We start from the raw sequence: 21,749 nt of genomic DNA on the forward strand, positions 1-21,749 counted from the left end.
GGCTTTAGAGCCTGGTGTCGGCGTGCTGCTTGCTCGCGTCCTCGCGGACGTCCATGCCGAGCGCCATCTTGGCGGTGTCGAGCAGTCCCATGTCGCCGTTCCAGATCTCCGCCTCGCCCAGGTCCATACGCAGGAACAGGATGTCGGGATCGTCCTTGCCGCCGTCGAACCAGGCTTCGGCGAAGTTGCTCCAGAACTGATCGAAGCGTTCGCGGCTGGTCTCGACCGTCAGCGTGCCGTGGAAACGCGCGTAGATGTCGTGGCCCTTGCCCTCGAACGTCGCGGTGGCCGGGCCGAGCGCGGCGAACTTGCCCTGCTTGTGGGTGAAAAACCAGATCGCGCTGTTCGCGTCCTTGTCGAGCTGCGCGCTCATCGGCACCGCGCTGGTGGTGTCGCTGTCGAGCTGGAGGAAGAGGAACGGCGAATCCGCGAGCGCCGTCCAGAATTGGGTCTTCAGCTTGTCGGGGTCGCCTTGGCGGTATTTCATGGGGATGGCTCCTTTCGTGGGGGCAACGGGGCGGCGGGAGCTTTCGTTCCTTACGGCACCGAGCGGTTGCCAATCGGCACAGAACGGAACATAATAGGAACATATGAGTCGTTCCTCCATGCCCAAGACGCTTTCCGACCTGTGCGATGTCGATGCGCTCGCCGCCGCGCGCAGCATGCGCTGGCGGCCGGGGCTTGCCGCGCCTGCGCATAGCGAGATCTTTGCCAGCGGGTGCGAGGGCGGCGGGGCAGGCTTGGCGCTGGCACTTGCCTGCGATGCGCTGCGTTCGCCGCTTGCCGAGAGCGAGGATGGGCGTGCCGTCCTGTGGGTGCAGGACCGCGCGGCGGTGCGGCGGACCGGGCGGCCTTACCGTCCCGGGCTTCCGGCGGAGCTGCGCTGCCGGCTGATCCATGTCGTGGCGGAGAAGGCGGAGGATGCGCTGTTCGCCCTGGAGGAAGGGCTACGCTGCCGCGAGCTCGCCTTCGTGATCGGCGAACTGACGGGCAACCCGAAGGCACTCGATTTCACCGCCTCGCGCCGATTGAGCCTCACGGCGGAGAAGCACGGCGTGCCGCTGTGGCTGGTGCGGCTCGATGCGCAGCGCGATCTTTCTTCCGCCCGGATGCGGTGGGAAGTGCGCGCTGCCGCCTCGCCGCCGCCGCGCTGGAACGCGGCCGCGCCCGGCAATCCGAGCTGGCGCGCCGAACTGTTCCGCGCGCGGGCCCATGCCCCTGGAGAATGGATATTGCGTGATGACGGACGAAGTCTCGTCGCCGCCCCGCCGCATTCTGTCGGTGTGGCTGCCGCGGCTGGCGATCGACCGCTGGCGGTTGGGTGAGAGGTGCGCGCGCGGGGAAGGGCCGGACGCCGACCCGCTCGCGCTGATCGCCGAAACCGCGCACGGGCCGCGCATCGATGCGGTCAACGATGCCGGCCGCGCCGCAGGCGCGCGGCGCGGCATGATGCTGGCCGACGCGCGTACGCTCTGCCCGAGACTGAAGGTCGCCCCGTCCGATCCGGAGGGCGATCTCGCATTTCTCGGGAAGCTGGCCGTCTGGGCGCAACAGTGGGGGCCGTGGAGCGCGCTCGACGCGCCCGACGGACTAGTGATCGACGTCACCGCCGTGGCGCATCTGTTCGATGGCGAGGCGCGGCTGCTTGCCGATGCGCAGGCCGCTTTCGCCCGTCGCGGCCTGGCCGCGCGCCTCGCGATCGCGCCGACCGCAGGCGCGGCCTGGGCGCTGTCGCACTTCGGGCCGGAGCGTGCGATCCTGCAGCCGGGCGACGATACAGCGGCATGCCTTGAGGAGCTGCCGGTCGCCGCGCTGCGGCTTGACGACGAAGTGCTCGTAGTGCTCCGCCGTCTCGGCCTCAAGCGCCTGGGCGACCTGCACGGGATCGGCCGCAGCGCGCTCCACCGGCGCTTCCGCAACCGCAAGTCGCCCGCGGCCAATCCGCTGATCCGGATGGACCAGCTTCTCGGCCGCGTGTCGGAGCCGCTGCTGCCCGTGGTGCGGCGGCAAGCGCCGCTCGTCCAGCGCCGGCTGCTCGAGCCGATCCGCCATCGCGAGCTGCTGGACCAGGTGGTGGCCGATCTGGCCGGCGACATGGCGCGCGAACTCGAAGGCAAGGGGCAGGGCGCCCGACGGCTCGAAATCGGCCTGTGGCGGGTGGATGGCGACGTGGCGACGCGGTATCTGGAACTCTCCGCCGCCACGCGGGACCCGGCGCATATGTGCCGGCTGTTTTCGGCCAAGCTCGACGACGTGGATGCCGGATTCGGTATCGAGATGGTGCGCATGCGCGCGAGCTGGACCGAGCCGCTGGCGCTGGAGCAGGACGATATCGAGGCGGCGGCCGAGACGCAGGGCACCTCGCTCGCCGCCTGCATCGACCGGCTGACGGTACGGCTCGGCGAGAAGGCGGTGCGCCGCCCGGTCGTGCACGCCAGCCACATGCCCGAGCGCGCGCAGCGCTGGCGCCCGCCGCTGGAGCATGAGCCTGCCGCACAGGAGGAACTGCGCTTCCACGCCCGACCGCTGAAGCTGCTCGACCGGGCGGAGAAGATCGCCGTGCTCTACGCCACGCCGGATGGGCATCCGAAAGCCTTCCGCTGGCGCGGGCAGGTGCGCGAGATTGCGCGCGTCGAAGGTCCCGAGCGCATTGCGCCCGAATGGTGGCGATCGAGGTCGACTGTCCGTCTGCGCGATTACTACCGAGTCGAGGACACCGCGGGATGCCGCTACTGGATCTACCGCCACGGATTGCCCGACGACGGGCGCGGCGGGCTGCCGGACTGGTTCCTGCAAGGGCTATGCGCGTGAAAGCGCTAGGCAAATCCGGCATGAGAACATATAGTGAACGAATGGAGTCGCAGTCCATTCTCGAAAGGCTCGGGATTCTCGCCGATGCCGCGAAGTACGACGCTTCGTGCGCCTCTTCGGGCACGTCCAGCAGGAACAGCCTCGGCGGCAAGGGCATCGGCTCGACCGAAGGCATGGGCATCTGCCACGCCTATGCTCCTGACGGCCGCTGCATCTCGCTGCTGAAGATCCTGCTGACCAACCACTGCGTGTTCGACTGCCACTACTGCATCAATCGCAAGAGCTCGAACGTCCGCCGCGCGCGCTTCACGCCGCAGGAAGTCGCGGATCTCACGCTCAGCTTCTACCGCCGCAACTACATCGAAGGGCTGTTCCTCTCCTCCGGCATCGTGAAGAGCTCCAACCGCACGATGGAGCAGTTGATCGAAGCCGCGCGCATCCTGCGGGAGGAGCACGACTTCCGCGGCTATATCCACCTCAAGACGATCCCGGAGGCGGATCCCGAACTGGTCCATCAGGCCGGGCTCTATGCCGACCGCGTCTCGATCAACGTCGAACTGCCGACCGACAGCGGCCTCACCCGACTCGCGCCCGACAAGAATGCGCGCCAGATCGAAGGCGCGATGGGGAGGACGAAGGACGACATTGCCGAGGCGAGTGATGCGAAGAGGAAGTTCCGCCACGCGCCGCGTTTCGCGCCCGCCGGCCAGTCGACGCAGATGATCGTCGGTGCGGACGCGGCGACCGATGCGGATATCGTGGGCAAGGCGAGCCGGCTCTACGGCAGCTTCGGACTGCGCCGCGTCTATTACTCGGCCTTCAGTCCGATCCCCGACGCTTCGGCGGTGCTGCCGCTGAAGCGCCCGCCGCTGATCCGCGAGCACCGGCTCTATCAGTCCGACTGGCTGATGCGCTTCTACGGCTACAAGCCCGCCGAGGTGATGCAGGCGGTCGGAGCGGACGGGATGCTGCCGCTCGACATCGATCCCAAGCTCGCCTGGGCGCTCAAGTTCCGCGACCGCTTCCCGCTCGACGTCAATTGCGCGGCGCGCGAGGACCTGCTGCGCGTGCCCGGGCTCGGCGTCGGCGCGGTCGACCGCATTCTCGCCGCGCGCCGCCACCGCGCGCTGCGCCTCGACGACGTTGCGCGGCTGACCCGGTCGATCGCCAAGGTCCGCCCGTTCCTGTGCACGGTGGACTGGCGCCCGACCACGCTCACCGACCGCGCCGACTTGCGCGCGCTGCTGACGCCGAAACAGGAACAATTGGAGCTGTTCGCGGCATGAGCGCGCTCCAGCACCTCGAATTCGACACCTGTTACCTCGTGCATCTGCCCGAGCCGGACGACTTCGACGCCTGGCGCAAGCGGGCACGGGCGCTGATCCAGTGCGATGTGCCGCCCGACCGGATCGTCTGGACTGCGCCGGGCGGAGCAGGGGACCTCTTCGCGCAGGGAGATCCGCGTCTACCCGTGCCGGAGCCGGATGCGCCGCCCGTGCGTGCGAGCCGCCGCTTCGTGGAACTCGCGCGCCAGGCTGTGCTCCACACCGATGCGGAGCGTTTCGCGCTGCTCTATCGCGTGCTCCGGCGGCTTCAGGCCGATCCGCGGATCATGGAGGACAAGGCCGACCTCGACGTCCGGCGCATCGAGGAACTGGACAAGACCGTGCGCCGCGACAGCCACAAGATGCATGCTTTTGTCCGCTTCCGCCGCGTCGAATCCGACGAAGAGGAGAGCGGCGAGCACTACGTCGCCTGGTTCGAGCCGGAGCACCACATCCTGCGCGCGAACGCAGGGTTCTTCGTGCGCCGCTTCGCCAACATGAAATGGTCGATCCTCACGCCGCGTGGCAGCCTTCACTGGGACGGCGAGACGCTGGAGGAAGGGCCGCCCGCGCAGCGCGCCGACGCACCCACCGGCGATCCGATGGAGGATCTCTGGCGCACCTATTACGCATCGATTTTCAATCCCGCGCGTTTGAAGGTCGGGGCGATGCTCAAGGAGATGCCCCGCAAGTACTGGAAGAACATGCCCGAGGCGGCGCTCATTCCCGAGCTTGTCGCCGGGGCGCAGAAGCGGGAATTGCAGATGGTCGCGGAAGGCGCGCCGGAGACTGAAGATCGGCCCGAGACGCTCAAGGCAGTCGACAAGGCGATCCACCGATGCCGCAGATGCCCGATCGGCTGCCTCGAGAACGATGCGGTGATGGGGGAGGGGCCGAAGGACGCGGCGCTGATGATCGTCGGCGAACAGCCGGGCGATCAGGAGGACTTGGCCGGCCGGCCCTTCGTCGGGCCCGCGGGGCAGTTGCTCGATCGGTATCTCGAGAAGGCGGGAGTTGAGCGCAAGGAGGCTTACCTCACCAACGCGGTCAAGCATTTCAAGTTCGTCCAGCGCGGCAAGCGGCGGCTGCACCAGTCGCCGACCGCGAAGGAAATCGACATCTGCCGCTGGTGGCTGGAAAGCGAGCGCGCGATCATCCAGCCCAAGCTGATCCTCGCCACGGGCGCCAGCGCCGCGCGCGGCATACTCGGCAAGACGGTGAGCATTTCGAAAACGCGCGGCGAACCCATTCCGCTCGAGGACGACAGCGAACTGTGGGTCACGGCGCATCCTTCCTACCTCCTGCGCCTCGATGGCGAGGCGAAGGAGAAGCAGTCTCGCCTGTTCGAAGCCGATCTTGCCGCGGTGAAGGAGCGGTTGGCGGAGCTGGTTGGCACATGAGCCATGAAATTTACTCCGTCACTCTGGCGAAAGAGAGCTGCCTTTCGGCCCTTCCTTTTGCGGTGAGTGCGGATGGGCCCCTGCTTTCGCAGGGGTGACGGAAGTGGTGCAAACATGCCCGATGCCCCGATCACACCCGGCAAGCGCCGGATCGAGATCGATCCCGATCTGATCGATGCGCCCCCGCGCGCGCCGTTCGTCGAACTGGGGCTGGTTTCCAATTTCAGCTTTTTGCGGGGGGCCTCGGATGCTCCCGATCTGGTGAAGGCCGCGCGCGAACTCGGCTACGACGCGATCGGGATTGCCGACGCGAATACGATGGCTGGCGTCGTGCGCATTCACTCGAATGCAAAAGAAGCGAAAATACGGCCGGTTATCGGCTGCAGGATAGAAACGGTAGAGGGCCTTTCCTTCCTCGCCTATCCGGTGGACCGCGCAGCCTATGGCCGGCTCTGTCGGCTGATTTCGGCCGGACGGATGAACACACTCGACGGCAAGTGGCAGGACAAGGGCGTGTGCGATATCTCGCTTCGCATGCTGGCCGACCATGCGGAGGGGGTGCAGTTGATCCTGCTGCCGCCGGACGATCTGGCGAAACAAGTCACGATCGCGGTGCCGAACAACGTCATCCCGTTCCCGGGCCCGGACTCACGGGTGGCCGAGGACATCTCAACATCTCTGCGCGAAATATCAGGAGGTTTCACCGATATTCTGCCGCATCTTGTGAGCCAACTCCCGACCTTGCGCCATCTGGCGGCATCTTACCTCTATAGCGGCGACGACATTGCGCGGATCGACCGGCTCGACGCGCTGGCAAGGGCGAACGGGCTTGCGCTGCTCGCTACCAACGACGTGCATTACCATGCTCCCGACCGGCGGCCTCTGCAGGATGTCATGACGGCAATCCGTCACAAGACGACGGTGGTCGAGGCCGGGCACCTGCTGTTCGGCAATGCCGAGCGGCACCTCAAGTCGCCCGGCGAGATGGTCAAGCTGTTCGCGCGCTGGCCCCACGCCATCGCAGCGGCGCGCGAGGTGGCGGATGCCTGCGACTTCGATCTGAAGGAACTGCAGTACGAGTATCCGGAGGAGATCTATCCCGACGGCATGACGCCGCAGCAATACCTTGAAAAGTCGACTTGGGAGGGGGCGCAGGGGTATTACCCAAAGGGCGTTCCCGACAGTGTGAAGAAAGCGCTCGATCACGAGCTGGCGCTGATCGCAAAGCTCAAGCTCGCCCGCTACTTCCTGACCATCAAGGATATCGTCGATTACGCGCGAACGCGGGAGCCGCCGATCTTGTGCCAGGGGCGCGGATCGGCGGCCAATTCGGCGGTCTGCTATTGCCTCGGGATCACTGCGGTCGATCCTGCCAAGCATCAGTTGCTTTTCGAGCGTTTCATTTCGGACGAACGCAACGAACCGCCCGACATCGATGTCGATTTCGAGCATGAGCGGCGCGAGGAGGTGATCCAGCACATATACAAACAGTACGGCCGCGATCGCGCGGGTCTGTGCGCCACGGTGATCCATTACCGCCCGCGCATGGCGATCCGCGAAGTCGGCAAGGCGATGGGGCTTTCCGAAGATGTGACATCGGCCTTGGCGCGCACCGTCTGGGGCGGACACGGGCGCAAGATCGACGAGAACCATGTCATGCGCGAGACCGGGCTCGACCTTTCCGACCCGCACTTGAGACGAGTTCTGAAGTTGACCGAGCAGATGATCGGAATGCCGCGGCATCTCAGCCAGCACGTCGGTGGGTTCATCCTGACCCAGGGTCCGTTGATCGAGACTGTGCCGATCGGCAACGGGGCCATGGCCGATCGCACTTTCATCGAATGGGACAAGGACGACATCGACGACCTCGGCATCCTCAAGGTCGATGTGCTCGCGCTCGGCATGCTGACCTGTATCAGGAAGTGCTTCGATCTGGTTGAAAAGCATTGTGGAAACTCGCTGACGCTTACCACGGTGCCGCCCGATAAAGAGGCTGTCTATGACATGCTGTGCCGAGGCGATTCCATCGGCGTCTTCCAGGTGGAGAGCCGCGCGCAGATGAACATGCTGCCCCGGTTGCGCCCGCGCTGTCTCTACGATCTCGTCGTTCAGGTGGCGATCGTGCGGCCCGGGCCGATCCAGGGCGATATGGTCCATCCCTATCTGAAGCGGCGGAAGGAACGGCGCGAGGGCAAGAAGGCCTTCGAACTTCCGGGGCCTGCGCCAGAGCATGGTCCACCGGACGAACTCTCATCGATTCTGGGGCGAACGCTCGGCGTGCCGATCTTCCAGGAGCAGGCGATGAAGATCGCGATCGACGCGGCCGAGTTTACCCCGGCCGAAGCGAACCAGTTGCGCAAGGCCATGGCCACGTTCCGCAACCGCGGAACCGTCGATGAACTGGAAGAGCGGATGGTCGGCAGGATGATCGAGCGCGGCTACGACCCCGAATTCGCCGAACGCTGCTTCAACCAGATCAAGGGGTTCGGCGAGTACGGCTTCCCCGAAAGCCATGCGGCGAGCTTCGCGCATCTGGTCTACGTCTCGAGCTGGCTCAAGTGCCACTATCCCGCGGTCTTCGCCTGCGGCCTGCTCAACTCGCAGCCGATGGGGTTCTATGCCCCCGCGCAGATCGTGCGCGATGCGCAGGCGCACGGCGTCACCGTGTTGCCGATCGACGTCAATGCGTCGGAATGGGATTGCACGCTGGAGAGCTGCGCGGATCAGCCCTTTGATAACGATCGCCTGGATGGATACGTCGCGCTCCGCCTGGGGCTGCGGCAAGTCGATGGCCTGCCCGAGCATGTTGCTGCCGGGCTCGTCGACGAGCGGGCCAGGAACGGCCCCTATCGCGATGTCGCGGATCTGCGCGACCGGGCGAAAGTGCCGGTAGGTCATATCGAGCGGCTCGCGAGTGCCGACTGCTTCGGCTCGCTCGAGCTGTCGCGGCGGCAGGCGCTGTGGGATGCGCGCAGTCTGGTGGCGGCGCCCGATCTGCCGCTGTTCCACTTCGCGAAGGCGCGCGACGAGGGGGTGGAGAAAGGCACCACCCGCCTGCCAAAGATGCCGCTGGGCGAGGAAGTGGTCACCGATTACCAGACGACGCGGCTCAGCCTGAAGGCGCATCCCCTGTCTTTCCTCCGCGCCGAGCTCAGTGCGCGCGGCTTCGTGCGCGCCTGCGATCTGCGCACGCGCAAGTACCGCTCGATCGTCAATGTCGCGGGAGTCGTGCTGATCCGCCAGCGGCCGGGTTCGGCCAAGGGCGTGTGCTTCATCACGCTGGAGGACGAGACGGGGGTGGTCAATCTCGTCGTCTGGCCCGATCTGATGGAAAGACAGAGAACCGTCGTGATGGGTGCGCGTTTGATGGAAGTGCGCGGAAGAGTGGAATACGACGGCGAGGTGATCCATGTCATCGCCAGCGACCTGGTCGATGCGACCCACCAGCTTCGCAAGCTGTCGGACGACACGCCGGGCGCGCCGACCGAGGAGGATTACCGCCACAGGCACCCGCGCAACGTGCGGATCATTCCCAAGTCGCGGGATTTCCATTGAGCCGCGGGCGCTGGCGCATCTCCCGCCGCATCGGGCACTTTCGCGGCGACAGGCGTGTGGTCTGGCTGCTGATCGTCGCCGGCCTGCTGCTCGCCGCGCGCGGGTGGCTGGCCGATCATCCGCAGCACAATCCCTGGGCGCCGCTCGACCTCAACGATCCGCCGGGCTGGGCGACACAGAGCAAGCTGCTCGCGCTCAAGGACGATCCAGTCGAGTGCCGCGCCGTGCTCGAGCGCAGCGGCGTCGAATTCCGCGCGCTCGAGCCGCAAGGGGAGGGAGCTTGCAGGCGCGAGGACCGCACCGTGCTCGCCGCGCTGCCGCTCTCGCCCGACGTGCCGCCGACGACCTGCCCGGTGGGCATCGGCCTCGAACTATGGCTGCATGACGTCGTGCAGCCGGCCGCGACCGAGCGCTTCGGCGCCGAAGTGGCGCGAATCGAGCATTTCGGCGCCTTCAGCTGCCGCCGCCTCTATGGCCGGGCGGAGGGACGCTGGAGCGAGCATGCCACCGGCAATGCGATCGATATCGCCGCCTTCGTACTCGCCGATGGGCAGCGGATCGCGGTGTTTGGCGACTGGACCGGCGAGGATGAGGAGGCGGCGTTCCTGCGCGAGGTGCGCGACGGTGCCTGTCCGCTGTTCGCGACCGTGCTCTCGCCCGAATACAACGCGGCGCACGCCGACCATTTTCACTTCGACCAGTCCGGTCGCTACATCGGCGTCTGCCGCTAGCTGCGCTCGCTCAGACCGCTTCGAAGGCGTACCCGGCCGAGCGCACTGTGCGGATCGGATCGGGCGCCCCGGTCAACTCGATCGCCTTGCGCAGGCGGCGGATATGAACGTCGACCGTGCGCAGCTCGATATCGCTGCCGGTGCCCCACACACCGTCGAGAAGCTGGTTGCGGCTGAATACGCGGCCCGGGCTTTCCATGAAGAACTTGAGCAGCCGGTATTCGGTCGGGCCCATCTGCAGGGTCTGCCCGCGGCGCGCGACCTTGTGCGCGACCGGGTCGAGCTTGATGTCGCCGACCTCAATCGTCTCGCCGGCGAGGGCCGGCCGGATCCGGCGCAGGACGGCGGCGACACGCGCCAGCAGCTCGCGGGGCGAGAAGGGCTTGGTCACGTAGTCGTCGGCACCAGTTTCGAGGCCGCGGATGCGGTCGTCCTCCGCCTCGCGCGCGGTGAGCATGATGATCGGAACGTGGGCGGTCGCCTTGTCGCGGCGCAGACGGCGGCAGACCTCGATGCCGCTGGTCCCCTCGATCATCCAGTCCAGAATGACGAGGTCGGGCACTTCCTCGGCGGCGAGCACAAGGGCTTCGTCACCGTCGGCCGTGGCGCGAACGCGGTAGCCCTCGTTGGCGAACCGATATTCGAGCAGTTCCGAAAGGGCGGGGTCGTCTTCGACGAGAAGGAGCGTTGCGGTGGTCATGACGAATTCAAGACACCGCGATTATTTCACTTTGACGACACGCGTGTCATGAATCGTCATCGGCCGGATAAGTGCCGGTTGCCGCGTAGTGGACCATTTCCGCCACGTTGGTCGCGTGGTCGCCGATCCGCTCGATATTGCGGGCGACGAAGAGAAGCTGGGCTGCGGTCGAAATGGTCGAAGGATTCTCGACCATGTGGCTGACCAGATTGCGGAAAATAGAATTGTAGAAATTATCGACCTTGCGGTCGGCGGCGATCACCTCGCGTGCTAACACCGGATCGCGCGCCCCGTAGGCGGTGAGCACGTCGTGAACCATCTCGGCCGCGAGCTCGCCCATCGCGGGCAGCAAAGTCAGCGGCTCGAAATGCCGGCGGTCGGCGATCTCGCGGCTCGCCTTGGCGATCGCCTTCGAATAGTCGCCGATCCGCTCGACCACGCCGGCGATCTTCAGCGCCGCGATCACCTCGCGCAAGTCGTCCGCCATCGGCGCGCGCAGCGCGATCACGCGCACGGCGAGCTTGTCGACTTCGGATTCGAGAGCGTCGATCTTCTTGTCGCCCTTGATGATCTGCTGAGCCAGAGCATCGTCGCCCTTCACCAGAGCATCCATGGCGTTCTGCACGGCCACTTCGGCGAGGCCGCCCATCTCCGCGATAAGGCCGCGAAGCCGGGTGATGTCCTCGTCGAACGCCTTGACTGTATGCTCGGTCATCAGCCGTACCTGCCCGTAATATAATCCTTCGTCCGCTCCTCGAGCGGATTGGTGAATATGTCAGAAGTCCGGCCGTATTCCACCATCTTTCCGAGGTGGAAGAACGCCGTGCGCTGGCTGACGCGTGCGGCCTGCTGCATCGAATGGGTGACGATGACGATCGCGTAGCGCCCGTTGAGCTCGTCGATCAGTTCCTCGATCTTGGCGGTCGCGATCGGGTCGAGCGCGGAGCACGGCTCGTCCATCAGGATCACCTCGGGATCGACCGCGATCGCGCGCGCGATGCACAGGCGCTGCTGCTGGCCGCCCGAGAGCGCGGTGCCGCTATCCTCGAGGCGGTCCTTCACCTCGTTCCACAGGCCTGCGCGCTGGAGCGAGGTTTCGACGATCGCGTCGAGTTCCTGCTTGCCCTCGGCCAGGCCGTGGATGCGCGGACCGTAGGCGATGTTCTCATAGATCGTCTTCGGAAAGGGGTTCGGCTTCTGGAACACCATGCCCACGCGTGCGCGAAGCTGCACGACATCCATCTTCGAGCGGTAGATGTCCTCGCCGTCGAGCACGATCTCGCCTTCCACTCGGGCCGAGGGGATCGTGTCGTTCATGCGGTTGAGCGTGCGCAGGAAGGTCGATTTTCCGCAGCCCGATGGGCCGATGAAGGCGGTGACGTACTTGGTCGGGATGTCGATCGAAACGTGGTCGATCGCCATCTTGTCGCCGTAGAACACGGAAACGTCCCGCGCGCTCATCTTCGCTTCGGTGTCGTCCAGGTTGGGATGGATTACGGTCACCACTTTTTCTCGAATTTGTTGCGCAGGTAGATTGCGAGGCCGTTCATCACGAGGAGGAACAGCAGGAGCACGATGATCGCAGCCGAGGTCCGCTCGACGAATCCCCGGTCGATCTCGTCCGACCATAGGAAGATCTGAACCGGCAGGACAGTCGCGGGTGAAGTAAATCCGTCGGGCGGCGAGGCGACGAAGGCGCGCATGCCGATCATCAGCAGCGGCGCGGTTTCGCCCAGCGCACGGGCCATGCCGATGATCGTGCCGGTGAGAATGCCGGGAAGGGCGAGGGGGAGCACGTGGTGGAACACCACCTGCACCGGCGATGCGCCGATCGCGAGCGCACCGTCGCGGATCGACGGCGGCACCGCCTTGATCGCGTTGCGCCCCGAAATCACGATAACCGGCATCGTCATCAACGCCAGCGTCATGCCCCCGATCAGCGGCGCCGACCGCATGCTCGGGAAAATCCACAGGAACACCGCGAGACCCAGCAGACCGAAGATGATCGAGGGCACGGCAGCCAGATTGTTGATCGAAACCTCGATCAGGTCGGTCCAGCGGTTCTTGGGCGCGTATTCTTCAAGATAGAGCGCGGCGAGAACGCCGATCGGGAATGCCAGCGCGAGCGTGACGATCATCGTCAGGATCGAGCCCTTGAGAGCGCCCCAGATGCCGACCTGCTGCGGATCGGTGGCATCGGCGCGGCTCAGGAAGCCCACGTCGAACGCCGTTCCGAGCTTGCCTTGCTCCACGAGCCGGGCGGCGAGAGCCTGCGTCTCGTCGGAACCCTCGCCGTTGAGCGCGGCGGCCAGATTGGGGCTCGCCGGGAGATCGAAGGTCGCTGTGGTGTTCAGCAGCGAAGGATCGTCGATGATCGCCTGGCCGACCTCGCGCCAGGCACCGCTGCCGAGTTGTGCGGCACCTTGCGGGCCAAGCTCCTGCTCGGCGAAGAATTCCACCACTGAAGGCAGGTCCTGCGCCTCGAGGCTCTGCATGCCGCCGGGCTGCGACAGCACGGCCGGATCGCCTGCTATGCCGGCCTGGGTAAAATCGATCGGCACCGTCAGCTCGGCGCGCTGGAAGCCGCCGACGCCGTTCAGCGTCATCGTTACCAGCAAGAACGCCAGCACCGCGATCGAGAACATGATCGCAGCGATGCCTGCCAGCTTGAAGCGGCGCTCGGAAGCATAGCGCTTCTTGAGCCGGTCCTCGAAGACGGGGGTGCGTGTCGGGGGAATGCGCTCACTCATAGGCTTCACGGAACCTCTTCACGACGCGCAGGGCGATGAAGTTGAGGCCAAGCGTGACCAGGAACAGCACGAAGCCGAGCGCAAAGGCGCTCAGCGTCGCCGGATGGTCGAAGCTGCCTTCGCCGGTCAGCATGGCGACGATCTGTACGGTCACGGTTGTCATCGCCTCCAGCGGATTGCCGCTGAGATTGGCGGCGGTCGATGCGGCCATGACGACGATCATCGTCTCTCCGATCGCGCGGCTGATGGCGAGCATGATGCCGGCGACGATGCCGGGCAGGGCCGCGGGCACGAGCACGCGCCGGATGGTTTCCGAAGTCGTCGCGCCCATCGCGAGGCTGCCGTCGCGCATCGCCTGCGGAACGGCAGCAATCGAATCGTCGGCCATCGAGGACACGAACGGAATGATCATCACACCCATCACCAGGCCGGCCGCGAGTGCGCTCTCGCTCGACGGATTGGACATGCCGGCGGCGAGCGCCAGGTCGCGGATCGCGGGAGCGACGGTCAGCGCCGCGAAATAGCCGTAGACGACGGTCGGAACACCGGCGAGGATCTCCAGCGCCGGCTTGACCCATGCGCGCACGCTCGGCCTGGCATACTGGGTCAGATAAATCGCGCTCATCAGCCCGAGTGGGATGGCGACGATCATGGCGATGATCGCGCCGATGTAGATCGTGCCCCAGAACAGCGGGATCGCACCGTAGCGGCTCGAATCGGGATTGGCCGCGCTCGACATCGGGTCCGGACCCCAGTGCGTCCCGAACAGGAAATCGATCGGATTGACCATTCCGAAGAACCGGATCGTCTCGAACACCAGGCTGGCGAAGATCCCAAGCGTCGTGAGGATCGCGACGAGCGAGGCGAGCAGCAGGACGACCATGATCGTCCGTTCCACGCGGGTGCGGGCGGTGAAGTCGGGCTTGATGCGCAGGAAGGCCCAGACGCCGCCCAGGAAGCCGAGCACGAGCGTTACGGTGATGCCGATGAACTGGTAGCGCCCGATCGCCTCCCGGTAGGGTTCGACCAGCGCACGCGCCTGGTCGTTGAACACGGCCGGCGCCGTTCCCATCGCCACCGCTCGGGCTTCGGCGAGCATCGATTCGCGCTGGAAACCGAACGCGGGAAGATCGGCCGCTGCCGGGGAGGCGAGCACGTGCTGGCTGACGAGGTGCGGGCCGACGATGCTCCACAAGGCGATGAAGAGGACCATCGGAACCACGATCCACAGCGCCACGTACCATCCGTGATAGCTGGGGAGGGCCGCCATCGCGCTCGCGCCGCTGGCCCGGCGGAAGGCCCATGCGCGCGACCGTGCGGCAAGCCATCCGGCCAGCCCCAGTCCCAGCGCCAGAAGAAGAAGAATGGTGAGAGACACGCCTGTTGCGACCTAGCTCGAGAGGGTTTCGAACGGACGCAAGCGCGCGGGCCACGAGCTTGCCATGGAGGCTTTGTTGAACTTTCGTGACAATTTCATGACACTTCCTCGGCGGTCTTGGCGACGGTCGGAATGCGCACGGTGATAGTCGTGCCTTGGCCAAGCTTGCTCCCAATGTCGAGGCGTCCGCGGTGTCGCTCCACAATGTGCTTGACGATGGCCAGGCCGAGCCCCGTTCCGCCCGAGGCGCGGCTGCGGCCCGGATCGGTGCGGTAGAACCTGCGCGTCAGGTGCGGGAGATGCTCGGGCGCGATGCCTTCGCCGCGGTCGGTGACGGTCAGTTCGGCATCGCCTTCGGGCAAGCGGTGCAGGGTGACCACGACCTTTTCCTCAGGCGCGCCGTACTTCAGCGCATTGTCGACCAGATTGCGGATGAGCTGTTCGATCTGGCGCGCATCGCCCCTGATCTCGATGTCGCCTTCACAATTGAGGTCAAGGCGATCCTGCCGCTCCGGACCGGCGGCGTCGCGCGCGGCGCTCTCGACCAGTTCGCGCAAGGGGAGGTGTTCCTGCGGCAGGTCGTGCTTCTCCGCCTCAACGCGCGAGAGCGACATGAGGTCGTCGACGAGGTTTTTCAGGCGCCGCGCTTCGCCGAGGACGGTGTCGAGGAACTTGGCGCGGGTTTCGGGCGGAGCCTTGCCGCCGTCCTCGCGTAGCGTCTCGACATAGCCGATGATCGATGAAAGCGGCGTCCTCAGCTCGTGGCTGGCGTTGGCGACGAAATCGGTATGCGCGCGGCTGATGTCGGCTTCCGCCGTCTGGTTGAGCAGCTCGATTACGCCGAGCTCCTCGCCAAGCCGCTGATAGTTGAGGATCCAGATGTCGCGCCGGCGGACGAGCCCCTGCACGGTTGCTTGCCCGCTCGTGTCCCGCTCGAGCAGCGCCACGGCTTCGGGATGGCGGAAGGCGACCCGGATATCCTGTCCCAGGATATGGGCGCCGAGGAGATTGCGGGCGGAGCGGTTGGCGATCGAGATCCGGCGGTTCTCGGTGACCAGCAGCGGTGTTCCCGCATGTTCGATGAACTGGCCCATATCATCGCGATTGAACGAGCCGCTGGTCGCCGATTCGAGGGACGGCGGAGGAGATGCGACCGCGAGCCAGAGTGAGCCTGCCCAGACGAGAAGCACTGCCAGTGCAAGCCACAGCGGCGCCCCGGCGATTGCCATGCCGACCGCGGTGATCGCGGCCAGCACGAGCGCGGCGACGGGGTAGGTGCGATCCTGCTCCATAGCGCGCGGGGCCTTAGCCTCGGGAAACCGCTCCGGCTAGAGAATTGCGCCAAGGTCCGGGTGAGATTTGGAACATCGCCGCCCCTTTCACACGATCGCGGTTGCCGGGGCGTAGCCGAGCACCAGCCCGAGGATGAACAGGGCCGCCGCGAGGCCGGCCCCGACGGTTCTGACGGTGTTCCAGATCGTCCAGTCGCGCAGGAATCTCCGCCACAGGGCATCGCCGTGGCCGGCGTCGACCTCCGCGAGCTGGCGGTTGAGCGGCACGTTGAACGCTATCGTCACCCCGAAGCAACCGAAGAGGTAGAGTAGGGAGGCGGCAAGCACGAGCTGGCTCGCGAGGTTTTCGATCGAGAACAGCGACCAGACCGCGAGGACGGCGGACAGCAGCGCGGTCCCCATGAACAGGATCATGAAACTCGGCGTATAGACCGCCACGTTGATCGCATTCATCGCGCCGCGGCCTTGCTCGTCCGGAACGCGGCCGAGCGCGGGCATGACGAAGGAGGAGAAGGCATAGAAGATGCCGGCAACGAGCGCGGTGGAAATGGCGCCCACAAAGAGCATGATGGGGTAAACCCAGATCATCGCCGCTGACCTCCCTCCCGGCACGGGTCGAACTCAGCGCGGACGGTAGAGATCGCGGAGGCAGCTGTCATCCACCCATCGGAACCGGGGTGCGCCCGCTCGCGAGTAAGGCTTCGGTATCTGTCGCGTGAGTTGGTGACCCCTACGGGAATCGAACCCGTGTTTCAGCCGTGAGAGGGCCGCGTCCTAACCGCTAGACGAAGGGGCCATACCATGAAGGATGGCGCGCCACGGCGACATTTCGTCGGTGGTGACCCCTACGGGAATCGAACCCGTGTTTCAGCCGTGAAAGGGCCGCGTCCTAACCGCTAGACGAAGGGGCCGAACCGTCAGGTGTCGGTGGCGTGGCGGCGCACTTAGGGGGGAGGCGCGGCGCGGTCAACCCTGTGCGTTACGCGCGGATGTCAGTCCGCCCAGGCGGCATCCTCCAGATGGAGCTCGGCCTGCGGGCGCGCGCCCCAGTCGTCGATCTTCGCACGGCCGGCCAGCCACAGCCGCCGCCCCTTCGCGCCGTGGAGTAGCGACTGGCCGAGATCGCTTTCCGCCATGCGGAAACCGATCGCCTTGAACGAGCGCCCGTCGTCGCCGCTGGCGATCACGCGCACATGGTCGCTGCCGACCAGATCCGCCTTGACCAGCCGCACCGGCCCAACCGCGAGCTTCGGTCCCGGCCAACCAACACCGAACGGACCCGCGTGCTCGAGCGTCTCCACCAGCTCCGGCGTCAGCCCACCAGGAGCGAGGGAAAGATCGAGCGACAGGACCTGCTCGGCACTTGCGCGCTGCACCGCACCCGCAAGGCGCTCGTCGAGCCAGTCGGCAAGCGAGTCGAGTTTGTCTGCATACAGCGTAAGCCCCGCCGCCATCGCGTGTCCGCCACCGGCGAGGAGGAGCCCCGATTCGCGCGCTGCGATGATGGCCGCGCCGAGGTCGACACCGGAGATTGAACGGCCCGATCCCTTGCCTTGGCCGGTCTCGCCATCGAGCGCGATCACGATCGCTGGCCGGCCCGTCTTTTCCTTGATTCGCCCTGCGACGATTCCGATGACGCCAGGATGCCAGCCCGAGCCGGCGAGTACGAGCACGGCGCGGTTGTGCTGCCGCGCGAGCTGCGCGTCCGCAGCTTCCTGCACCGCCATCTCGATCGCGCGCCGTTCCTCGTTGAGCGCGGAAAGCTGCGCAGCGATCTCACGCGCTTCGTCGGGATCTTCGGTGGTCAGCAGACGGACGCCGAGCGTCGATTCGCCGACGCGGCCGCCCGCATTGATCCGCGGGCCGAGCGCAAAGCCCAGATCGCTGCATACCGGCGCGCGCGACAGCCGGCTCGCATCGATCAGGGCGGACATGCCAACGTTCTGGCGCTTCGCCATGACCTTCAGGCCTTGCGCCACGAAGGCGCGGTTGAGGCCGTGCAGAGCCGCGACGTCCGCTACGGTGCCGAGCGCAACCAGATCGAGGAGGCCGCGCAGATCGGGCTCCGGCCTGCCTGAGAAGTACCCTCGCTCCCGCAGCGTCCGCACCACGGCGATCGCCAGCAGGAACGCCACGCCAACCGCGGCCAGATGGCCGTGCCGCGCGCCGAGATCGCTTTCGTCGAGCCGGTTCGGATTGACCAGCGCCGCAGCCTTGGGAAGCTCGGCGGCGCACTTGTGATGGTCGACCACGATCACGTCCACGCCCGCGTCGTGCGCCATGCTCAGCGCCTCGTGCGCCATCGCGCCGCAATCGACCGTGACGATCAGGCTCGACCCTGCCTCGGCCAGTCTGACCAGCGCTTCGCCGCTGGGGCCGTAGCCTTCGAGCAGACGATCGGGGATATAGTGACCGGCGTCGTGGCCGAGCATGCGCAGCAGTCGGATCAGCAGCGCCGAACTGGTTGCGCCGTCTACGTCGTAGTCGCCATAGATCGTGATCGCCTCGCCGCCGAGCACGGCTTGGGCGACGCGCTCCGCGGCCGCATCCATGTCGCGGAAGGCGGACGGGTCGGGGAGAAACTCGCGCAAAGTGGGGGTGCGGTGCCGGTCCAGCTCCTCGCGGGCGACGCCGCGCGACAGGAGAAGCTGCGCGACAATATCGTCCTCGAGCGAGGCGGCGCCGTCGGCCAGCGCCATGTTCCCGCCGCGCCAGCGCCAGGCTTTGCCGGAGAGCGAGCGTTCGATGCCGAACACGCAGGAAACCGATTGCGACGCCATAGGCCGCATCTACCGCAGCCGTGCTGCTTGCGCAAAGCACCCCGTTTGACAATCGACAGCTATCGGCGATGTTCGCCGGCATGAGCGAGGACGGAAAGCACCTGCTGATCGCCTGGCACAGCCGCACCGGTGCGAGCCGGGCGATGGCACGTGCCGCCGCCGAAGGGGCGGGACATGCGGCTCGGCCCCTGCCTGCGGGCGAGGTCTCGCCGAAGCACATCCTCGCTGCCTCCGCCTATCTTTTCGTGTGCCCCGAGAACCTCGCGAGCATGAGCGGCGAGATGAAGGAGATGTTCGATCGCTGCTACTATCCCGTGCTCGGCCGGATCGAGGGGCGGGCGTATGCAACGTTGATCGCCGCCGGCTCCGACGGGGAAGGCGCACAGCGCCAGATCGACCGCATCGCAACCGGGTGGCGCCTGCGGCGGGTGGCCGATCCGGTGATCCTCTGCTTCGACGCGCAGACGCCAGAGGCGATCATGGAGGAAAAGGCGGTTTCGGCAGAGCGCCTGTCGCAGTGCCGCGAGCTCGGCGCGGCCCTGGCAGAAGGTCTTGCTCTGGGCGTGTTCTAGCGAGCCATCGCAAATCCCTCGAAACCGGACGCATCTCTCGCCCCAGGCGACTCGACGTGCGATGCCTTTCGCGTCAGGATTTCGGCGCACTACCGAGGGACGCACCAATCGCAATCAGGTCCGACATTGCCGCGCGCGAGGCTCCGCCGGGACTGCTGCTCATGTTCCGGGCGGGGGCACGTCCCGACGTCGCCACGGTCCGCCGAGCAGTAGAAGCTGCGGAAAAGGTGGCGATCAGTCACGGCGGCGAGGAGCCGGGAGGAGCGGCAGGCGGCCAGGCGCTCTGGCTCGAGCTGCTGATCGATGGGATGACCTTCGATCTGAGCGGGATGGCGCCCGGTGCCGGTTACGCGGCGGCGGAGCTGCGCAACCGCTACGAGGTTTCACCCAATTTCGGTGAGGCGCTGGGGGAAGGCCTCTGCCTCCTGCCGGGACCTCATCTTGCAGGCGGCCGCGCCACGGTTCCCGTGGTGCGCGCGCAGGCCGCGCTGGGCGCAGAGCTCGTACGCCGCCTCCCGGGTGCCCTGGCCGTCGCTTGGACTCCGGCGCGAACCCTCGTCGGGCGCGACTTCTATCTGTCGATGATCGAAGCCTGGCTGGCGGGCGGACCGTTTCCGGCTCTCGGCCTGTGCGCGTTCCGGCAGATGCTTGGCGGTGCGGTCCAGTCCGAAGGGCTGGCGTTCTTCACCGGGCAGGAACTACACTTCGACAATGCACAGTTTCCCGACCCCGCGGCGGCGGTGCGGCTTGGCCTGAGGCTGGTGAACGAGCTGGTCGGGGGCGGCAGGATCGCCGAAGCCGTGTCGCTGACCGGACCGGAAGGCGCGCGCGTAACGCTCCGGCCCTCGGGGAACGGGCGGTTCCTCAGAGTCGAGCGTGGCTGATCGTGCGCCGGCAGGTTTCGGCGGCGCCCGCCGCAGCATTCCCTTCGGAGCGGTCAACCACCGAAATTGTCCGGGACACGATCCGAGCCTCCAGCGCCATCACCTGCTGCCGCGCCAGTTGCGCACGATGCGGTGCTTCGAGCGGATGTTTGCAGAACTCGGGATCGCACGGATGGGGCTCGAGGACTTCCGGCGCAATGGCATGCTCCTTCCGGCTCGGGAGCGTGCGGCGCTGCGCACGGGCCTGCCGCTTCACAGGGGACCGCACCGGACCTACAGCGAACTCGTCGCTCAGCGGGTCGGGCAGATCGAGCGCGGGTGGGCCGCAGCGCGGCCGCGCGATCCCGAAGGTGCCGTGGGGGAAGCGCTGATGCGGCTCGCTCTCCTCCAGCGCGGATTGCGGCGGCGGCTCCTCGACACGCGGCGGAGGATCGTCCTCAACCGACGCGATCCGATCGGACAGGGGTTCGACTTCACTGCGATGGACGAGATGGCGGAGGCCCTCTGGTCGGCCACTCAGCCGACGACTTTGGCTGCCAGTTCCTCTCGCGCAGCCTGATACTCGCGCTCAAGTCGCTCGACGCGCTCCGCCACGCTTTCGACCTCGTCGACCATGCCGACGCCTTGGCCCGAGCCCCAGATGTCCTTCCACGCCTTGGCCTTGCTGTTGCCGCCCGAACCGAAGTTCATCTTGCTCGGATCGCTCACCGGCAGGTTCTCGGGATCGAGCCCCGCAGCGACGATCGATCCGCGCAGGTAGTTGCCGTGAACGCCGGTGAAGAGGTTGGTGTAGACGATGTCCGCCGCGCGGCTCTCGACGATGCTCTGCTTGTAGCGCTCGTCGGCATTCGCCTCCCTCGTCGCGATCCAGGGTGAGCCGATATAGGCGAAATCCGCGCCCATCGCCTGCGCGGCAAGCACCGAGCGGCCGTGTGCGATCGAGCCGGAAAGCGCGACCAGCCCGTCGAACCACTGGCGGATTTCCTGCATTAGCGCGAAGGGCGACTGCACGCCGGCGTGCCCGCCGGCGCCGGCCGCGACGGGGATCAGGCCGTCGGCGCCCTTCTCGATCGCTTTTCGGGCAAAACGGTCGTTGATCACGTCGTGCAGCGTGATCCCGCCCCAGCCGCGCACGGCCGCGAAGATCTCCTCTCGCGCGCCAAGCGAGGTGATGACCAGCGGCACCTGCCACTTGGCGCAGACCTGCATGTCCTCCTCCAGGCGATCGTTCGACTTGTGGACGATCTGGTTCACGGCGAAGGGTGCCGCAGGCCGATCGGGATTGTCGCGGTTGTGCGCCGCCAGTTCCTCGGTGATCCGGTGCAGCCATTCATCCAGCACGCCCGATGGCCGGGCGTTGAGTGCGGGGAAGGAGCCGACAATCCCTGCCTTGCACTGCGCGATCACCAGTTCGGGGCCGGATACGATGAACAGCGGCGATCCGATCACGGGCAGGCGCAGGCGGTCGAAAGGGGCGGGAAGGGGCATCCGGTTCTCCGTTGTCGATTGCAACTTATTGCGCCGGGCTATCGGGGTGCCGCCGCCTTGTCGAGATTGCCGTTACGTAAGGG

The 21,749-nt window shown here is 66.5% G+C and carries 19 protein-coding genes and 2 tRNA genes; 9 read left to right on the forward strand and 12 right to left on the reverse strand.

Annotated elements, in window-relative coordinates:
* Positions 1-4 precede the first annotated feature (4 nt).
* A complete protein-coding gene (locus tag AC3A5N_RS06765) occupies positions 5-487 on the reverse strand; it encodes a pyridoxamine 5'-phosphate oxidase family protein (protein ID WP_487736545.1) in 483 nt (160 codons plus the stop codon).
* Between the two features lie 103 nt (positions 488-590).
* Here AC3A5N_RS06765 and AC3A5N_RS06770 point away from each other — a divergent pair, with 103 nt between their 5' ends.
* From AC3A5N_RS06770 to AC3A5N_RS06795, 6 genes are all read left to right on the forward strand, one after another.
* Positions 591-1,325: a hypothetical protein gene (locus tag AC3A5N_RS06770; RefSeq protein ID WP_487736546.1), complete on the forward strand. Its 735-nt coding sequence runs from the start codon at positions 591-593 to the stop codon at positions 1,323-1,325.
* The gene (locus AC3A5N_RS06775; protein WP_487736547.1) at positions 1,240-2,811 is read left to right on the forward strand and encodes a DUF6504 family protein; all 1,572 of its coding nucleotides are present in this window, start codon (positions 1,240-1,242) and stop codon (positions 2,809-2,811) included. Before AC3A5N_RS06770 ends, AC3A5N_RS06775 begins: the two co-directional genes overlap by 86 nt.
* Before the next feature lie 41 nt (positions 2,812-2,852).
* Positions 2,853-4,097, forward strand: coding sequence for a putative DNA modification/repair radical SAM protein (locus AC3A5N_RS06780; RefSeq protein WP_487736548.1), 1,245 nt, complete (start codon positions 2,853-2,855; stop codon positions 4,095-4,097).
* Positions 4,094-5,536, forward strand: a complete 1,443-nt coding sequence (locus AC3A5N_RS06785; protein WP_487736549.1) for a UdgX family uracil-DNA binding protein — start codon at positions 4,094-4,096, stop codon at positions 5,534-5,536. The genes AC3A5N_RS06780 and AC3A5N_RS06785 overlap by 4 nt, the downstream gene beginning before the upstream one ends.
* Positions 5,537-5,650: 114 nt before the next feature.
* Positions 5,651-9,091: an error-prone DNA polymerase gene (locus AC3A5N_RS06790; RefSeq protein WP_487736550.1), complete on the forward strand. Its 3,441-nt coding sequence runs from the start codon at positions 5,651-5,653 to the stop codon at positions 9,089-9,091.
* Entirely contained in the window at positions 9,088-9,822 is a 735-nt protein-coding gene (locus tag AC3A5N_RS06795) for an extensin-like domain-containing protein (protein ID WP_487736551.1), read from the forward strand. Before AC3A5N_RS06790 ends, AC3A5N_RS06795 begins: the two co-directional genes overlap by 4 nt.
* A gap of 10 nt (positions 9,823-9,832) precedes the next feature.
* Here the strand turns inward: AC3A5N_RS06795 and phoB are convergent, their stop codons facing one another.
* The 10 genes from phoB to recJ form a co-directional block, all read right to left on the reverse strand.
* Positions 9,833-10,522: a phosphate regulon transcriptional regulator PhoB gene (phoB, locus tag AC3A5N_RS06800; RefSeq protein WP_119512325.1), complete on the reverse strand. Its 690-nt coding sequence runs from the start codon at positions 10,520-10,522 to the stop codon at positions 9,833-9,835.
* Between the two features lie 46 nt (positions 10,523-10,568).
* Positions 10,569-11,237 (reverse strand): phosphate signaling complex protein PhoU, encoded by a 669-nt coding sequence (gene phoU / locus AC3A5N_RS06805; RefSeq protein WP_487736552.1) that lies wholly within the window; start codon positions 11,235-11,237, stop codon positions 10,569-10,571.
* A complete protein-coding gene (gene pstB / locus AC3A5N_RS06810) occupies positions 11,237-11,983 on the reverse strand; it encodes a phosphate ABC transporter ATP-binding protein PstB (protein WP_487736818.1) in 747 nt (248 codons plus the stop codon). Before pstB ends, phoU begins: the two co-directional genes overlap by 1 nt.
* Before the next feature lie 38 nt (positions 11,984-12,021).
* Positions 12,022-13,272 carry a phosphate ABC transporter permease PstA gene (gene pstA / locus AC3A5N_RS06815; protein ID WP_487736553.1) on the reverse strand — a complete coding sequence of 417 codons (1,251 nt, stop codon included), beginning with the start codon at positions 13,270-13,272 and terminating at the stop codon, positions 12,022-12,024.
* Positions 13,265-14,650 (reverse strand): phosphate ABC transporter permease subunit PstC, encoded by a 1,386-nt coding sequence (pstC, locus tag AC3A5N_RS06820; protein WP_487736554.1) that lies wholly within the window; start codon positions 14,648-14,650, stop codon positions 13,265-13,267. The genes pstA and pstC overlap by 8 nt, the downstream gene beginning before the upstream one ends.
* Before the next feature lie 95 nt (positions 14,651-14,745).
* Positions 14,746-15,942, reverse strand: a complete 1,197-nt coding sequence (locus AC3A5N_RS06825) for an ATP-binding protein (protein ID WP_487736555.1) — start codon at positions 15,940-15,942, stop codon at positions 14,746-14,748.
* Positions 15,943-16,029: 87 nt separating this feature from the next.
* Entirely contained in the window at positions 16,030-16,530 is a 501-nt protein-coding gene (locus AC3A5N_RS06830) for an anthrone oxygenase family protein (RefSeq protein WP_487736556.1), read from the reverse strand.
* Positions 16,531-16,663: 133 nt separating this feature from the next.
* A tRNA-Glu gene (locus AC3A5N_RS06835) sits at positions 16,664-16,738 on the reverse strand.
* Between the two features lie 40 nt (positions 16,739-16,778).
* Positions 16,779-16,853: transfer RNA gene (locus tag AC3A5N_RS06840), tRNA-Glu, on the reverse strand.
* 81 nt (positions 16,854-16,934) lie between these two features.
* Entirely contained in the window at positions 16,935-18,722 is a 1,788-nt protein-coding gene (gene recJ / locus AC3A5N_RS06845) for a single-stranded-DNA-specific exonuclease RecJ (RefSeq protein ID WP_487736557.1), read from the reverse strand.
* An 80-nt stretch (positions 18,723-18,802) separates the two neighbouring features.
* Here recJ and AC3A5N_RS06850 point away from each other — a divergent pair, with 80 nt between their 5' ends.
* The 3 genes from AC3A5N_RS06850 (at position 18,803) to AC3A5N_RS06860 (ending at position 20,737) form a co-directional block, all read left to right on the forward strand.
* Complete coding sequence (locus AC3A5N_RS06850; RefSeq protein ID WP_487736558.1) at positions 18,803-19,294, forward strand: flavodoxin family protein; 492 nt, start codon at positions 18,803-18,805, stop codon at positions 19,292-19,294.
* 161 nt (positions 19,295-19,455) lie between these two features.
* Positions 19,456-20,178, forward strand: a complete 723-nt coding sequence (locus AC3A5N_RS06855) for a hypothetical protein (protein WP_487736559.1) — start codon at positions 19,456-19,458, stop codon at positions 20,176-20,178.
* Complete coding sequence (locus AC3A5N_RS06860) at positions 20,171-20,737, forward strand: AHH domain-containing protein (protein ID WP_487736560.1); 567 nt, start codon at positions 20,171-20,173, stop codon at positions 20,735-20,737. The genes AC3A5N_RS06855 and AC3A5N_RS06860 overlap by 8 nt, the downstream gene beginning before the upstream one ends.
* Here the strand turns inward: AC3A5N_RS06860 and AC3A5N_RS06865 are convergent.
* Complete coding sequence (locus tag AC3A5N_RS06865; RefSeq protein ID WP_487736561.1) at positions 20,695-21,666, reverse strand: NAD(P)H-dependent flavin oxidoreductase; 972 nt, start codon at positions 21,664-21,666, stop codon at positions 20,695-20,697. The genes AC3A5N_RS06860 and AC3A5N_RS06865 overlap by 43 nt on opposite strands.
* Positions 21,667-21,749: the final 83 nt, after the last annotated feature.

Source organism: Pelagerythrobacter sp. Soil_C_18 (assembly GCF_057657235.1).

Bases quoted from the DNA above. Each gene is read 5' to 3' on its own strand.
- AC3A5N_RS06765 (WP_487736545.1), bottom strand. From the start codon at position 487: ATGAAATACCGCCAAGGCGACCCCGACAAGCTGAAGACCCAATTCTGG.
- AC3A5N_RS06770 (WP_487736546.1), top strand. From the start codon at position 591: ATGAGTCGTTCCTCCATGCCCAAGACGCTTTCCGACCTGTGCGATGTC.
- AC3A5N_RS06775 (WP_487736547.1), top strand. From the start codon at position 1,240: ATGACGGACGAAGTCTCGTCGCCGCCCCGCCGCATTCTGTCGGTGTGG.
- AC3A5N_RS06780 (WP_487736548.1), top strand. From the start codon at position 2,853: ATGGAGTCGCAGTCCATTCTCGAAAGGCTCGGGATTCTCGCCGATGCC.
- AC3A5N_RS06785 (WP_487736549.1), top strand. From the start codon at position 4,094: ATGAGCGCGCTCCAGCACCTCGAATTCGACACCTGTTACCTCGTGCAT.
- AC3A5N_RS06790 (WP_487736550.1), top strand. From the start codon at position 5,651: ATGCCCGATGCCCCGATCACACCCGGCAAGCGCCGGATCGAGATCGAT.
- phoB (WP_119512325.1), bottom strand. From the start codon at position 10,522: ATGACCACCGCAACGCTCCTTCTCGTCGAAGACGACCCCGCCCTTTCG.
- phoU (WP_487736552.1), bottom strand. From the start codon at position 11,237: ATGACCGAGCATACAGTCAAGGCGTTCGACGAGGACATCACCCGGCTT.
- pstB (WP_487736818.1), bottom strand. From the start codon at position 11,983: ATGAGCGCGCGGGACGTTTCCGTGTTCTACGGCGACAAGATGGCGATC.
- pstA (WP_487736553.1), bottom strand. From the start codon at position 13,272: ATGAGTGAGCGCATTCCCCCGACACGCACCCCCGTCTTCGAGGACCGG.
- AC3A5N_RS06825 (WP_487736555.1), bottom strand. From the start codon at position 15,942: ATGGAGCAGGATCGCACCTACCCCGTCGCCGCGCTCGTGCTGGCCGCG.
- AC3A5N_RS06830 (WP_487736556.1), bottom strand. From the start codon at position 16,530: ATGATCTGGGTTTACCCCATCATGCTCTTTGTGGGCGCCATTTCCACC.
- recJ (WP_487736557.1), bottom strand. From the start codon at position 18,722: ATGGCGTCGCAATCGGTTTCCTGCGTGTTCGGCATCGAACGCTCGCTC.
- AC3A5N_RS06850 (WP_487736558.1), top strand. From the start codon at position 18,803: ATGAGCGAGGACGGAAAGCACCTGCTGATCGCCTGGCACAGCCGCACC.
- AC3A5N_RS06855 (WP_487736559.1), top strand. From the start codon at position 19,456: ATGTTCCGGGCGGGGGCACGTCCCGACGTCGCCACGGTCCGCCGAGCA.
- AC3A5N_RS06865 (WP_487736561.1), bottom strand. From the start codon at position 21,666: ATGCCCCTTCCCGCCCCTTTCGACCGCCTGCGCCTGCCCGTGATCGGA.